9 protein-coding genes are annotated in these 15,493 nt (G+C 73.4%); 8 read left to right on the plus strand and 1 reads right to left on the minus strand.

What is annotated here, in order from left to right; all coding sequences use genetic code 11:
- The first annotated feature begins 351 nt into the window (after positions 1-351).
- The 3 genes from B100_RS0104480 (at position 352) to B100_RS0104490 (ending at position 3,867) form a co-directional block, all read left to right on the plus strand.
- Positions 352-939 (plus strand): sigma-70 family RNA polymerase sigma factor, encoded by a 588-nt coding sequence (locus B100_RS0104480; protein ID WP_024883245.1) that lies wholly within the window; start codon positions 352-354, stop codon positions 937-939.
- A 174-nt stretch (positions 940-1,113) separates the two neighbouring features.
- Positions 1,114-2,616, plus strand: a complete 1,503-nt coding sequence (gene guaB / locus B100_RS0104485; RefSeq protein WP_024883246.1) for an IMP dehydrogenase — start codon at positions 1,114-1,116, stop codon at positions 2,614-2,616.
- Between the two features lie 126 nt (positions 2,617-2,742).
- Positions 2,743-3,867: a GuaB3 family IMP dehydrogenase-related protein gene (locus B100_RS0104490; RefSeq protein WP_024883247.1), complete on the plus strand. Its 1,125-nt coding sequence runs from the start codon at positions 2,743-2,745 to the stop codon at positions 3,865-3,867.
- Positions 3,868-4,038: 171 nt separating this feature from the next.
- Here B100_RS0104490 and B100_RS0104495 read toward each other — a convergent pair whose 3' ends face one another.
- Complete coding sequence (locus tag B100_RS0104495; RefSeq protein WP_024883248.1) at positions 4,039-5,247, minus strand: nucleotide sugar dehydrogenase; 1,209 nt, start codon at positions 5,245-5,247, stop codon at positions 4,039-4,041.
- A 297-nt stretch (positions 5,248-5,544) separates the two neighbouring features.
- On the opposite strand from B100_RS0104495, the gene B100_RS0104500 reads away from it, so the two are divergent.
- From B100_RS0104500 to B100_RS0104520, 5 genes are all read left to right on the plus strand, one after another.
- Positions 5,545-7,251, plus strand: a complete 1,707-nt coding sequence (locus B100_RS0104500) for a glycerol-3-phosphate dehydrogenase/oxidase (RefSeq protein ID WP_024883249.1) — start codon at positions 5,545-5,547, stop codon at positions 7,249-7,251.
- Positions 7,252-7,625: 374 nt separating this feature from the next.
- Positions 7,626-9,647, plus strand: coding sequence for a serine/threonine-protein kinase (locus B100_RS0104505; protein ID WP_024883250.1), 2,022 nt, complete (start codon positions 7,626-7,628; stop codon positions 9,645-9,647).
- Between the two features lie 153 nt (positions 9,648-9,800).
- Positions 9,801-12,251 (plus strand): protein kinase domain-containing protein, encoded by a 2,451-nt coding sequence (locus B100_RS0104510; RefSeq protein ID WP_024883251.1) that lies wholly within the window; start codon positions 9,801-9,803, stop codon positions 12,249-12,251.
- Positions 12,252-12,449: 198 nt separating this feature from the next.
- On the plus strand, positions 12,450-14,105 hold the full coding sequence (locus B100_RS0104515; RefSeq protein ID WP_024883252.1) for a serine/threonine protein kinase: 1,656 nt from the start codon (positions 12,450-12,452) through the stop codon (positions 14,103-14,105).
- 82 nt (positions 14,106-14,187) lie between these two features.
- Positions 14,188-15,480 carry a serine/threonine-protein kinase gene (locus B100_RS0104520; RefSeq protein ID WP_024883253.1) on the plus strand — a complete coding sequence of 431 codons (1,293 nt, stop codon included), beginning with the start codon at positions 14,188-14,190 and terminating at the stop codon, positions 15,478-15,480.
- Positions 15,481-15,493 lie beyond the last annotated feature (13 nt).

A 15,493-nucleotide genomic window follows, 5' to 3' on the forward strand; every position in this document is an offset into this window, starting at 1 on the left:
GGTGCACCGGACGCCCCTGCTGGTGTGACGGATTCTTTCTTCCGCGCGGCGCGGGAGGGCCACCCGAGGCCGGGCACCCCTGCGGACCTGGGCCGGAAGACTCTCGCGGCCGCCTCGTCATGTGGGCCCGCGCACTGCCCGGACGTGGTGTTCGCCGCGGCCGGGAGGGACCCGCTGCTCGTTTCGCGGCGGATGCCGCATCCTTGAGGTGTGGAGTTCCTCGGGGACGAGTCGGTCGAGCGGAAGGGGAGGGCGCAAGGGATGACTTCCGGCGCACCTGCTCATAACGCTTCGGTGCACAACCAAGGACACGGTGCCGCGGACCAGACGTCCGCAAGGCACCATGGACCGATGCGCGACGACGAGGCGGGCACGGCCCCAGGCGCCATCGGTGCGCTCGTCCATCGCGCGGTCGACGGTGACGAGCAGGCCACGCACGACCTGCTCGCCCACGTCCACCCGCTCGCGCTGCGCTACTGCCGGACCCGTCTGTCCCGGCTGCCGGGCGACGCCCGCCACTTCGTCGAGGACCTCGCACAGGAGGTCTGCGTGGCGGTGCTGCTCGCGCTGCCCCGCTACAAGGACACCGGCCGGCCCTTCGAGGCGTTCATCTTCGCCATCGCCTCCCACAAGGTCGCCGACCTCCAGCGCGCCGCGATGCGGCACCCCGGATCGACCGCCGTGCCGTCCGACGAGATGCCGGAACGGCCCGACGACTCCCTCGGACCGGAAGAGCGCGCCCTGCTCAGCAGCGACGCCGAGTGGGCCAAGAAACTGCTGGCCAGCCTCCCCGAGAACCAGCGTGAGCTGATCCTGCTGCGCATCGCCGTGGGACTCACCGCGGAGGAGACAGGCCAGATGTTGGGAATGTCACCCGGCGCGGTCCGGGTGGCCCAGCACCGCGCGCTGAGTCGGCTGCGAGCCCTGGCGGAGCAGTAACACCCGCCCGGGCGCCGTCTCTTCGCGTCGGCGCGTGACGCACATGAACGGACGATCATCCGTTCCCGTACGAACATACGAAGCCGGGAGTCGACGGGAACCGTGGAATGAGACACCCACGCTTCCCGTTAGCATGGACATCCGCACCGATCAAGGCCATTTGGGGAAGGTGTCATGACTGCCAACGTCGACGGAGTGCCCGGAAAATTCGCGACACTCGGGCTGACCTACGACGACGTGCTGCTGCTGCCGGGCGCATCCGAGGTGCTCCCCAACGCGGTTGACACCTCGTCCCGCATCTCCCGCAACGTCCGGGTGAACATCCCCCTGCTCTCGGCCGCGATGGACAAGGTCACCGAGTCCCGTATGGCGATCGCCATGGCCCGTCAGGGCGGCGTCGGCGTGCTCCACCGCAACCTCTCCGTCGAGGACCAGGCCAACCAGGTCGACCTGGTGAAGCGCTCCGAGTCCGGCATGGTGACCGACCCCATCACCATCCACCCGGAAGCCACTCTCGGCGAGGCCGACGCCCTGTGCGCGAAGTTCCGCATCAGCGGCGTCCCGGTCACCGACGGCAACAAGAAGCTGCTCGGCATCGTCACCAACCGCGACATGGCCTTCGAGACGGACCGCTCCCGTCAGGTACGCGAGGTCATGACCCCGATGCCGCTGGTCACCGGGCACGTCGGCATCTCCGGCGTCGAGGCGATGGAGCTACTGCGCCGCCACAAGATCGAGAAACTTCCCCTGGTCGACGACGCGGGCATCCTCAAGGGCCTCATCACGGTCAAGGACTTCGTGAAGGCCGAGCAGTACCCCAACGCCGCCAAGGACGCGGAGGGCCGCCTCATCGTGGGCGCCGCCGTGGGCGCCAGCCCCGAGGCCCTCGAGCGGGCCCAGGCGCTCGCCGAGGCCGGTGTGGACTTCCTGGTCGTCGACACCTCGCACGGTCACAACAGCAACGCCCTCAGCTGGATGTCGAAGATCAAGTCGAGCGTCGGCGTCGACGTGATCGGCGGCAACGTGGCCACGCGCGACGGCGCCCAGGCACTGATCGACGCCGGCGTCGACGGCATCAAGGTCGGCGTCGGCCCCGGTTCGATCTGCACCACCCGGGTCGTCGCCGGCATCGGCGTTCCGCAGGTCACGGCCATCTACGAGGCGTCCCTCGCGGCCCGCGCGGCGGGCGTCCCGCTGATCGGGGACGGTGGCCTGCAGTACTCCGGTGACATCGGCAAGGCGCTCGCCGCCGGCGCCGACACCGTGATGCTGGGCAGCCTCCTCGCGGGCTGCGAGGAGTCCCCCGGCGAGCTGCAGTTCATCAACGGCAAGCAGTTCAAGTCGTACCGGGGGATGGGCTCGCTGGGCGCCATGCAGTCCCGGGGCCAGGGCCGGTCGTACTCGAAGGACCGCTACTTCCAGGCCGAGGTCGCCTCCGACGACAAGCTCGTGCCCGAGGGCATCGAGGGCCAGGTGCCCTACCGCGGCCCGCTGGCCAACGTGCTGCACCAGCTCGTCGGCGGTCTGCGTCAGACGATGGGCTACGTGGGCGCCGCGACCATCGACGAGATGGAGTCCAAGGGTCGCTTCGTCCGCATCACGTCGGCCGGTCTCAAGGAGAGCCACCCGCACGACATCCAGATGACGGTCGAGGCTCCGAACTACAGCCGTCAGTAGCGGCGGGCTTCCCGAGGGCGGTTCCGGACCACCGGGGCCGCCCTCGCGTGACGTCCGGGGCGGTGGGCGCCGTGGCCGTCGGGGATACTGGAAGGCGCTGCAACGCATCAGGGAAAGGCCACAGACGTGACTGAGATCGAGATCGGGCGCGGCAAGCGCGGCCGCCGGGCGTACGCCTTCGACGACATCGCCGTCGTCCCCAGCCGCCGTACGCGGGACCCGAAGGAGGTCTCGATCGCCTGGCAGATCGACGCCTACCGCTTCGAGCTGCCGTTCCTGGCCGCTCCCATGGACTCGGTCGTCTCACCGGCCACCGCGATCCGCATCGGCGAGCTCGGCGGCCTCGGTGTGCTGAACCTCGAGGGCCTGTGGACCCGCCACGAGGACCCGCAGCCGCTGCTGGACGAGGTCGTCGGCCTGCCCGACGAGGCGGCCACCCGCCGCCTCCAGGAGATCTACGCCGCTCCCATCAAGGAGGAGCTGATCGGGCAGCGCATCAAGGAGGTGCGCGACTCCGGCGTGGTCACCGCCGCCGCGCTCTCCCCGCAGCGCACCGCCCAGTTCTCCAAGGCCGTCGTCGACGCGGGCGTGGACATCTTCGTCATCCGCGGCACCACGGTCTCCGCCGAGCACGTCTCCGGCTCGCACGAACCGCTCAACCTGAAGCAGTTCATCTACGAGCTCGACGTCCCGGTGATCGTCGGCGGCTGCGCCACCTACACCGCCGCCCTGCACCTGATGCGCACCGGTGCGGCGGGCGTCCTCGTCGGCTTCGGCGGCGGCGCCGCGCACACCACGCGCAACGTGCTGGGCATCCAGGTCCCGATGGCCACCGCCGTCGCCGACGTGGCCGCGGCCCGCCGGGACTACATGGACGAGTCCGGCGGCCGGTACGTGCACGTCATCGCGGACGGCGGCGTCGGCTGGTCCGGCGACCTGGCCAAGGCGATCGCCTGCGGTGCGGACTCCGTGATGATGGGCTCCCCGCTGGCCCGCGCCACCGACGCGCCGGGCCGGGGCCACCACTGGGGCATGGAGGCCGTCAACGAGGAGCTGCCGCGCGGCAAGAAGGTCGACCTCGGCACGGTGGGCACGCTGGAGGAGATCCTCACCGGCCCGTCCCACACCCCCGACGGCTCTATGAACCTGTTCGGCGCCCTGCGCCGCGCCATGGCCACCACGGGTTACAGCGAGCTGAAGGAGTTCCAGCGCGTCGAGGTGACGGTGGCGGACTCCCAGCACCGCCGCTGACCGCGGCGAGGCATCTCGTATCGCACACGCATCTCGTACGGCACACGAAGGGGCCGGCCACCTGAACGGGTGACCGGCCCCTTCGCGTACCCGATGGGCGCGCGCGGTGCTCGGGGGGCGTGCGGTGGCGTCAGAGCAGCCTCCGTGACAGGGAGGCTTGCGCGCCCCCTCTCACAACCGGTGCGCCGCCCCCGTCGGGGTCGCGCCTCGGGTGTCCAGGAGGAGCTGGGCCTTGACCGAGAGGCCCTGGAGGTCGTAGGTGCGGTGTTGCTGGAGCAGGATCGTGAGGTCGGCGTCGGCCGCGGCCTCGTAGAGGGAGTCCGCGCGGGGGACGGGGCGGTCCAGGACGTTCCAGGACGGCACGTGCGGGTCGTGGTAGCTGATGGAGGCGCCCAGCTCCATCAGGCGGACCGCGATCTCCTGCGCCGGGCTGCCCTGGAGGTCGGCGAGGTCGGCCTTGTAGGTGACCCCGAGGAGCAGCACGCGCGCGCCGCGGGCGGACTTGCCGTGCTCGTTGAGCAGTGCGGCGGCGCGCTGCACGACGTAGCGGGGCATGCGGCCGTTGACCTCCTGCGCCAGCTCCGCCATCCGCAGGGTGCGGCCGGCGTGCGCGGTGAGGTCCTGGGGGACGGTGTGGCCGCCGACGCCGGGGCCGGGACGGAAGGCGAGGTAGCCGAAGGGCTTGGTCTCCGCGCAGCGCAGCACGTCCCACAGGTCGATGCCGAGGTCGTGGCAGAGCGCGGCCATCTCGTTGACCAGGGCGATGTTGACGTGCCGGAAGTTGGTCTCGAGCAGTTGCACCGTCTCCGCCTCGCGCGGGCCGCGGGCGCGGACCACCTTGTCGGTGATCCGGCCGTAGAAGGCCGCCGCCGACTCGGTGCAGGCGGAGGTGAGGCCGCCGATGACCTTCGGGGTGTGGGCGGGGGTGAAGTCGCGGTTGCCCGGGTCCACCCGGCTGGGGGAGTGGGCGAGGTGGAAGTCGCGTCCCGCGCGCAGGCCCGAGCCGGACTCCAGCAGGCGCAGCAGCGGCCCCTCCGTCGTGCCGGGCGGCACGGGGGACTCCAGGATCACGGTGGTGTGCGGGCGCAGTTGCGCGGCGAGGGTGCGGGCGGCCGTCTCGACCTGGGAGAGGTCCAGTCCGCCGTCCGCGGCGGGCGGGGTGGGGGCGCAGATCACGGCGGTGCGCACCCGGCCGAGCTCGGCCGCGCTGGTGGTGACCCGGAAGCCCTGCGCGAGCATGCGGCGCTGCTCGGCGGGGCTGAGGGAGCCGGGCTCGGGACCGGTGCGGAACCCGATGGTGGGGATGCCGGCGGCGACGGCGGCCTGGGCCAGGGGCAGTCCGTAGGGGCCGAGTCCGATGACGGCGAGATCTGCGGGCATGGCGTGGGCCGTCCTTCCCGATAGCCGGAGTGCGACACGTGCGCAAGCGCCGTGGACTGGACAGGCGAGCGCAATGTCAGACTAGGAGTAAATATGACCGATATGTGGGATTGATCGGCTCGTTTTCGGTGAGTCGTCCCGCAGGGTTGTCCACAGGCTGTGGCCGCGTGGTTGTCCACAGGCTGCGGCGGCGTGTGGCTGAAGCCGGGCAAGCCGGTCAGAATTTGGGCATGAGGGTGTGGGACCGGGCTTCGCCCCACGGGTGCGGCCGATGCGACCGATGAGCGGGAGGCAGCGGTGAGGACAGCGACACTGGGTCCGGCGCAGCGCGCCGAATCACTGGCGTCCATGGCGGAGCGCGAGCTGGACGTGCTGGTGGTGGGCGGCGGCGTAGTCGGTGCGGGCACGGCGCTCGACGCGGTGACGCGCGGCCTGTCCACCGGACTGGTCGAGGCCCGTGACTGGGCGTCGGGCACGTCAAGCCGGTCCAGCAAGCTGATCCACGGCGGCCTGCGCTATCTGGAGATGCTCGACTTCGCCCTCGTGCGCGAGGCGTTGAAGGAGCGCGGCCTGCTGCTGGAGAAGCTTGCCCCGCACCTCGTGCGCCCGGTGCCGTTCCTCTATCCGCTGCAGCACCGGGCGTGGGAGCGGCTCTACGCCGGAGCGGGCGTGGCGCTCTACGACACCATGGCGATGACCCACGGCCACGGCCGCGGCCTGCCCGTGCACCGTCACCTGAGCCGACGTCAGTCCCTCCGCGTCGCCCCCTGCTTGAAGAAGGACGCGCTGGTCGGCGCCCTGCAGTACTACGACGCCCAGATGGACGACGCCCGCTTCGTGCTGAATCTCGTGCGCACCGCCGCGGCCTACGGCGCGAAGACGGCCAACGGAGCCCGGGTGACCGGCTTCCTGCGCGAGGGCGAGCGGGTCGTCGGCGCCCGGGTGCAGGACGTGGAGGGCGGCGGCGAGTACGAGATCCGCGCCAAGCAGGTGGTCAACGCCACCGGGGTGTGGACCGACGACACCCAGGCGATGGTCGGCGAGCGCGGCCAGTTCCACGTACGGGCCTCCAAGGGGGTCCACCTGGTCGTGCCCAAGGACCGCATCCACTCCACCACCGGACTCATCCTGCGCACCGAGAAGTCCGTGCTGTTCGTCATCCCCTGGGGCCGGCACTGGATCGTCGGCACCACGGACACCGACTGGGACCTCGACAAGGCCCACCCGGCCGCCTCCAGCGCGGACATCGACTACGTCCTGGAGCACGTGAACTCGGTTCTCGCGGTGCCCCTCACGCGCGACGACGTCGAAGGGGTGTACGCGGGACTGCGGCCGCTGCTCGCGGGCGAGTCGGACGCCACGAGCAAGCTGTCCCGTGAGCACACCGTCGCCCACCCCGTGCCCGGCCTGGTCGTGGTGGCGGGCGGCAAGTACACGACGTACCGGGTGATGGCCAAGGACGCGGTGGACGCCGCGGTGCACGGACTCGACCTGCGCGTGGCGGACTGCGTCACCGAGGACACGCCGCTGGTGGGCGCCGAGGGCTATCACGCGCTGTGGAACTCCCGCGCCCGCACGGCGGCCCGCACCGGCCTGCACCCGGTCCGGGTGGAGCATCTGCTCCAGCGGTACGGGTCACTCGCCGAGGAGCTGCTGGACCTCGTCACCGCCGACCCCTCGCTGGGCGAGCCGCTGCAGGCCGCCGACGACTACCTGCGAGCCGAGGTCGTCTACGCCGCCTCGCACGAGGGCGCGCGGCACCTGGAGGACGTCCTGACCCGGCGGACCCGTATATCCATCGAGACCTTCGACCGGGGCACGCGCAGCGCGCGCGAGGCCGCCGAGCTGATGGCGTCGGTGCTGGGCTGGGACAGCGGCCAGATCGACCGCGAGGTGCGGCACTACGAGAAGCGGGTGGAGGCCGAGCGGGAGTCGCAGCGGCAACCGGACGACCTGACGGCGGACGCGGCCCGCCTGGGGGCGCCCGACATCGTGCCGCTGTAGGAACCGGCTGTTTTCGCTGTTCCCCGTCACAGCGGTGGTCGCCGCCGGTGTGACGGGGGCACAAGTCGGCCACGGCCGAGGACGCTTCGGGGGCCGCGCCGGACGGCCGTCCGGGGCGGACACGAGGCCGGAGCAGGGGTGACGGCCGGCCGGGCGGGCCCGCCGTCCGGCGCGGGGCGGCCCATTCGTGTCCGAAACCGCGCGGTTCAGAGCCCCCTTTGTCGGGACCCGTCCGGCAGGGTGGGGAACACTTCGTTCCCCCGGCCCCTCCGCCCGCCGTGTCCGGTGTGCGGACAGGGGCACCCTGGGCGTCGAGCACTTGTCGGGTGAGGGACAATGAAGGCTCTGTCAGGGCGGGTTGCATGAGGGGACGCATGTCGGAGGCGGAGCGGGCGGGGACATCCCGTCAGGACAAGAGCGCACGTCTCCTCGCCGGGCGGTACCGGCTGGGAGACGTGCTCGGCCGCGGCGGCATGGGGACGGTGTGGCGGGCCGAGGACGAAACCCTGGGCCGCACGGTCGCCGTCAAGGAGCTCCGCTTCCCGGGGAGCATCGACGACGAGGAGAAGCGGCGGCTGATCACCCGGACGCTGCGCGAGGCCAAGGCGATCGCGCGGATCCGGAACACCAGCGCCGTGACCGTCTTCGACGTGGTCCAGGAGGACGACCGGCCCTGGATCGTCATGGAGCTCGTTGAGGGCAAGTCGCTCGCCGAGGTCATCCGCGAGGACGGGCTGCTGGAGCCGCGCCGCGCGGCCGAGGTCGGGCTCGCCGTGCTCGACGTGCTGCGGTCGGCGCACCGCGAGGGCATCCTGCACCGTGACGTGAAGCCGTCGAACGTGCTGATCGCGGAGGACGGCCGGGTCGTGCTCACCGACTTCGGCATCGCCCAGGTCGAGGGCGACCCCTCCATCACCTCGACGGGCATGCTCGTCGGCGCCCCCTCCTACATCTCCCCCGAGCGGGCACGCGGCCACAAGCCCGGCCCCGCCGCCGACCTGTGGTCCCTCGGCGGACTGCTGTACGCGGCGGTCGAGGGGAACCCGCCGTACGACAAGGGCTCCGCGATCGCGACGCTCACGGCGGTCATGACCGAGCCGCTCGAGGAGCCGAAGAACGCCGGACCGCTCAGGGACGTCATCCACGGCCTGCTCGACAAGGACCCCGCCCGGCGGCTCGACGACCGCGCCGCGCGGGCCATGCTGAGCGCCGTCGTCGCGGCACCCGACGCCAAGGGCGCCGACGGGCAGCCGTCGGACGCCACCCGTGTGGTGCCGCTGCCCGAGCAGCCCGGCGAGCGCGACACCGGCCCCAAGCGGGGCGAGGAGGCCGCGGAGAAGCTGCGCGGCGCCCTGCGCTCCGTACGCAAGGCCGCCGTGGGGGCCGGCGCGGCCGGCGCCGCCCGCACCAAGTCCGGCGGCAGCACAGCCGCTTCGGCGTCCGGCGCGGCGACGCACGCGTCCGGTGCCGGTGCTGCCGCCCCCGCGCCGTCCACCGCCACCGCTCCCGCCACGGGAACCGGATCCCGGGCGGGCGCCAACCGCAACGCCGATTCCGGCGGCCGCAGTTCCGGCTGGCCCGTGATGACCCCGCCGGATCTGCCCGCCCGGCCCGCGCCGCGCGCCCCGATCACCGATGTGGTGCCGCGCCGCACGCTGATCGTCATCGCCCTGGTCGTGGTCCTCGCCGTGATCGGTACCGTGCTCGCCCTGACGCTCGGCGGCGACGACGAGGACGGCAAGGGGGCACAGGGCGGCACCGGCGACCGCACCACGGCCGGGAGCACTCCGAGCGCCGACACCAGGAACGACGACAAGGACGGCACCGGCACCGACGGTTCGGCCACCGCGTCGTCCGGCGCGGGCGCGACCGGGGGAGCCACCCCGGACACCACCGGGACAGCCCCGGGCGCGGGCGCCGGCGCCGGCGGTTCGGCCGGCGGCGACGGCGGCGCGACGAAGCCCGAGCCGTACACGACGCACAAGGGGAAGCAGGGCTACTCGATCGGCCTGCCCGCGGGCTGGAAGTACAAGTCGTCGGACGGCGCCGGGGACCGCTTCACCGGGCCGAACGGACAGAGGCTGCTGATCGGCTGGACCACCACGCCCAAGGACGACCCGGTCGCCGACTGGACGAACCAGGAGCGCGGCATGGTGCGTCCCCAGTACAAGCGCATACGGATCGTGGCGGTGGAGTACCGCGGCTGGAAGACGGCCGACTGGGAGTTCACCTACGTCGACGGCGGGACCACGTTCCGCTCCGTCGACCGGGGCACCGTCGTCAACGACAACCTGGGGTACGGCCTGATGTACACGGCCAGGGCCGACGCGTGGGACGGCGCGCAGCGCCGGAACACCTGGCGGACGCTGACGGAGACGTTCCGGCCGAAGTCCTGAGCGCGAGCGGCCCGCGGATCGGGGAACCAGATGTGGCATCCCCTCTCTGCGGGTTGCCTCCGGCACGTATCGTGAGTGGTTGCGGACCGTACGGAACCGGAACGGCCCGTCCGGAGAGCGGAACTGACCGACCGTAGTGCCGGGGGAGGCATCGTGGACGACTATGCGGGACGGGTTCTCGCCGACCGCTACCGCCTGCCCCTGCCCCCTTCCGACGAGTACGAACTGACCGAGACCCGCGCCTTCGACACCTACAGCGGTTCCGAGGTCCTGGTCCGGCAGGTGCCGTTGCCGGAGGTCGTCGAGGCCGAGGTGCTGGACGCCGAGGGGCTGCCCGACGGTTTCACCGCCCGGGACGCAAGCGCGCGCCGCGGCGGATCCCTGCCCGGCGGCGCCCGGGGGGCCGCGCGGCGGCCCGCCGACCCGGTGGTGCGGCGCGCCGTGGAGGCCGCACAGGCCGCGGCCGCCCTGCCCGACCATCCCCGCCTCGACCAGGTCTTCGACGTGTTCGCGGAGGGCGGTTCCCTGTGGATCGTCAGCGAGTACGTCGCCGCGCGCCCGCTGGCCGCGCTGCTCGCCGAGAAGCCGCTGTCGCCGTACCGGGCCGCCGAGGTCGCCTCCGACGTGCTGACGGCCCTCAGGGTGCTGCACTCGCACGGCTGGGTGCACCGCAACATCACCGCGCGCACGGTGCTGGTCTGCGACGACGGCCGGGTGATGCTCACCGGGCTGGCGGTCGGCGCCGCCGAGGAGGCGCTGTGCGGCTACGACCCGGTGCCGCCGCCCGACGACGAGCCGGAGCCGAGCACCGCGCTCGAGGCGCTGGGCCCGGCGGGCGGCCCCGGGACGGACGGCGGACGCGGACCGGCCTGGCCGCCCGGGTTCACCGCCGATCCCGACCCGGACGTGGCGCGCCGCGCGGCCATCGAGGCCCGGTCCGGCCGGCTGCCGGACGGCGACCGGTCCGGCGCACCGGGTGACCTGTCGCCCGTGGTCGCGCCCCGCGCCCTGGACAGCGCCGGCGACGTACGCGCGGCACGTGCCGGGGCCATCGCCGCCTACCGGGCGGGCGCCCGCGCCGCCGCCCGGGTCCAGGAGGCCCAGCAGGGCACCCGCGCCGCCCTGCCCGGCGCCCGCCCCGCCTCGGACGAAGGCACCGGGCAGACGCCCCCGGGACAGATAGCCGACCCCTACGGGGTGGCCGCCTCCGGCTGGCACGGTGCCACGCCCCGCATCGGCACGGACACGGGCCCCACCCCCGCCCTCCCCGCGCCCGCCGCTCCTGCCGAGGCGACCGGTGCCACCGCCGCCCCGGGAACCCGCTGGGACGACCCGGCGGCGCCGGCCGCCCCCGCGCGCCGGGGCCCGGCCACCGCACTGGCCGCCGAGCGCGCCCGGCAGGCCCGGATGGCCGTCATCGGCGCCGTCACCGAACGCTGGGCACCGGAACAGGCCGGGCCCGTGCACGAGAACTGGCAGCTCGCCGCGCCCATCGGACCCGCCACCGACCTGTGGGCGCTGGGCGCCCTGCTGTTCCGGGCCGTGCAGGGACACGCGCCCTACCCGGAGGAGTCGACGACCGAGCTGGTGCAGATGGTCTGCGCCGAGCCGCCCGCCTTCGCCGAGGAGTGCGGCCCGCTGCGGCCGGTCGTGGAGTCCCTGCTGCGCCAGGACCCCACCGAGCGACCGGACTTCGAGGAGCTGCGCGGCTGGCTGCGGTCGCTGGTGCGCTCGGCGCCCGAGCCGGAGGCGGGCCTGAACGTCGTCACGGCCCCGCCGGTCGACGCCCGCCGTCTGCCGGTCATACGGCGCCGGGGTGAGCTGGTGCGCAGACGGCGCGCCGGGCTCCCCGCCCAGCACGGCCGCCACAAGCGGGCCGCGTCGAGCGGCGGTTCACCACGCCGTCTCGGCCGCACCCTCCTCCTGCTGGTGCTGCTCGCGCTGGCGGCGGCGGTCGCGTACGCGATGCTGTTCATGCCGAAGACCGGCGAGAAGACCTCCGGGTCGCCGTCGTCCGCCCGCACGGCTGCCGCCGGCGGTGGCGCGCCGAGCCCGTCGGGCGACGCCGGTTCGCCGAGCGCCGGGGACAGCCCGAAGAGCAGCCCGGAGGAGTCGGCGGGCACCGCGGAGACCCAGACCACCGGCCCCGAGGCCGCCGACGGTTTCACGCTGCGCAAGGACCCGGAGGGCTTCAGCGTCGCCGTCGCCGAGGGCTGGCAGCGCACAGCGAAGAACGGCAGCGGGCAGGTCGTGTACTCCAAGGGCGGCTTCGAGCTCATCGTGGTGCCGGGCCGGGACAGCGCCCAGCAGTTCGGCGGCGACCCCATGGCCTACCAGCGGGACACCGAGCGTGAGCTCCAGCCGTACCGCGACTCCAGCTGGGCCACCTCCACCGGTCTGAAGACCATCGAGGTCGGCGGACGGACCATGGCCGAGGGCCAGTTCACCTGGACCGGCGACGCGGGCGAGCTGTACGTGCGCAACCTCGCCACGCTGATCGACGGCCGCTACCACGTGGTGCAGGTGCGCGGACCGGAGAGCGAGCGGGACGAGGTGACACGGCTCTACGAACAGGCGGCCGCGACGTACCGGTTCACCGGCTGAATCGCCGGGGCCGAAGCGGAGGAGAAGGCGCGGGCAGAGGGGGAGACGGCCGGGCGGGCCGGCTCGGGGCGCGGCACCGCGGAGAGGGCACCACAAACCATCACAGTGCGGTCTCCTTGGCACCCCCTCCGTTCCCAGGAAGGGTTCCGGGTACCTACCCTGACCCTGTCAAGACCATTGCGGGGCAACGTGAATCAGATGCAGGGCTCGCTCGTCGCGGGCCGCTACCGACTCGGCGAATCCATCGGGAACGGTGGCATGGGCCGGGTGTGGCGTGCGCACGACGAGGTGCTGCACCGATCCGTCGCCATCAAGGAACTGACCGCGGCGCTCTACGTCTCCGACAGCGAACAGGCCACCCTGCTGGCGCGCACCCGAGCGGAGGCGCGCGCCGCCGCGCGGATCAACCACTCCGCCGTCGTCACCGTGCACGACGTGCTGGAGCACGACGGCCGGCCGTGGATCGTCATGGAGCTGGTCGAGGGCCACTCGCTGGCCGACGCGGTGAAGGAGCGGGAGCGCGTCGAGCCCCGCGAGGCCGCCCGCATCGGCCTGTGGGTGCTGCGCGCCCTGCGCGCCGCCCACGCCGCCGGCGTCCTGCACCGCGACGTCAAGCCCGGCAACGTGCTGCTCGCCCGGGACGGCCGGGTGCTGCTCACCGACTTCGGCATCGCGCAGATAGACGGCGACACGGCGATCACCCGCACCGGCGAGGTCGTCGGTTCCGTGGACTACCTGGCGCCCGAGCGGGTCCGCGGCCACGACCCCGGCCCCGCGTCCGACCTGTGGGCGCTCGGCGCGACGCTGTACACGGCGGTGGAGGGACTGTCGCCGTTCCGCCGGACCTCGCCGATCACCACCATGCAGGCCGTCGTGGAGGAGGAGGCCGAGCCGCCGCAGCACGCCGGTCCGCTCGCGCCCGTCATCGGCGCACTGCTGCGGAAGGATCCGGCCACCCGTCCCGACGCGGCGCAGACCGAGCAGATGCTCGCCGAGGCCGCCGAGGGACGCAGACCGCGCGCGGCGCAGGAGTACGTGCCCACCGAGGCCGTCGACGCGCGCGTCCCGCGCCCGCCGGGGCAGCACACCGGCGCCGTCGCACCGGCGTACCCGGGTGGCGCCGGGACCCGGCCCCACCCGCGGGGTGGCGGGCCGACGTCCGTGCAGGCGTCGTACGGGCCGCCGGCCGTGTCGCGCCGGCGTACGCGCGCGCGGACGGTCGCCCTGGTCGTCGCGCTGGCCGCCATCATCGGCGGGGGCACCGCGGTCGTGCTCCAGCAGCAGGGGGAGCGGGACCGCGCCACGGCCGGCCCGACCGGGACCGCCGACGTCCGCCCGACGCCGTCGCCGGACGCGTCGGACCCGGGCGCGACCGCCGCGGGCAGTCTGCCCGACGGCTGGGTGCGCCGGACCGACCCGTTCGGTTTCAGCGTCGTGCTGCCCGGCGAGGACTGGGAACGGGTGGTGTTCGACGAGGAGACCCGGCAGGTCGACTACACGCCCGACGGCGGCAAGCACTTCCTGCGCATCGCCGCCGACGACGCCCCCGACTTCGACGACCCGTACGAGCACCTGGGCGACCTCGACCAGCAGATCGGCGGGCGGCTCGTCGACTACCGGCGCGTGGACCTGCAGCGGCTCACGTACCGCGACCGTGAGGCCGCGCGCCTGGAGTACAGCTGGACCGCGCTGCCCAAGGACACCGAGTTCCCCGGTCCCTACCGGGCGATCGACCAGATGTACATCACGCGCGACGGTGTCGAGTACGCCTTCTACATGGCCGCTCCCGCCGAGGACTGGGAGACCACCCGGCAGCAGTTCGAGACCATCCTGAAGGGCTGGCGCGAGCCCTGACGCCCCCGGCGTGCGCGGACGTGCGCCCGTTGGCCGAATCGCCGTACCGGAGCGAACACATCCGGTGGGGCATGATGGGCGCATGGTGACCGAGGGGGAGCCGGACAACGGAAACGACGGGGACAACGCCCGCGTCATCGCGGGTCGTTACCGTCTTCAGGGACAGCTCGGGCGCGGCGGCATGGGCGTGGTCTGGCGGGCCACCGACCAACTGCTGGGCCGGGGCGTCGCGGTGAAGGAGCTGCCCTTCGACGAGACGCTCACCGCGGCCGACGCACGGCGGCAGCGGGACCGCACCCTCCGCGAGGCACGCGCGCTCGCCCAGCTCAGCCACCCGAACATCATCGTCGTGCACGACGTCGTGGAGGACGACGAACGGCCGTACATCGTACTGGAGTTGATTGACGGGCCGTCCCTCGCGGACCGTATCGCCGCCGACGGGCCGCTGGGTGCGGCGGAGGCCGCGCGGATCGGCGTCGACCTGCTGGGCGCGCTGCGTGCCGCCCACACCGCCGGTGTGCTGCACCGCGACCTCAAGCCCGCCAACGTACTGCTGGAGAACGGCACCGACCGGGTGCTGCTCACCGACTTCGGCATCGCGCAGATGCCCGGCTCGACCACGCTCACCGAGAGCGGCACGTTCGTCGGCTCGCCCGAGTACACCGCCCCCGAGCGGATGTCGGGCGCGCGGACCGGGCCGGAGTCGGACCTGTGGTCGCTGGGAGCGCTGCTCTGCGAGGCGCTCAGCGGCGAGTCGCCGTTCCGACGGGACTCCCTGAGCGGTGTGCTGCACGCGGTGGTGGTCGACGAGATCCGCCCGCCCGCGCAGGCCGGGCCGATCCTCCCGGTGGTCCTCGGCCTGCTGGAACGCGACCCGGACCGCCGGCTGGACGCCGACCGGGCCGAACGGATGTTACGGGCGTTCCTCGCGACCGGCCGCACGCCCGACACCGCGCCGCTCGACCTGCTTCCGGACCGCGACCGGCCCCGCAGGCGGCTGCCGATGTGGCGGGAGGTGCCGGTCGCCGGCCGGCCCGAGGGGCGTACCGTACGGCGTCAGCCCACCCGGGGCGCGCTGGTCGCGGCGCTGGTGGTGGCCGCGATGGCCGGCGCGGGGGTGTCGGCGGGGGCGCTGCTGCTCCAGGACCGCGACGGTGACGGGGGCGGCACCCCGACGACCACGGTCCCGGACACACCCGTGACCGAGCCGGCCCCCGGGCCCCGGCCGCCCTCCACCACCACCCCGCAGCGGCCGGTGCCCTCGTCGACGGGGCCGACCGGGGCCGGCACCTCGCCCACGCCGACGGAGTCCGGCGGTTCGGCGTCACCGGACACCTCCGGGACACCTGACGAGGCCTCACCCTCCGCCGCATAGCGCCATAAAGACG

This window comes from Streptomyces sp. CNH189, assembly GCF_000527195.1.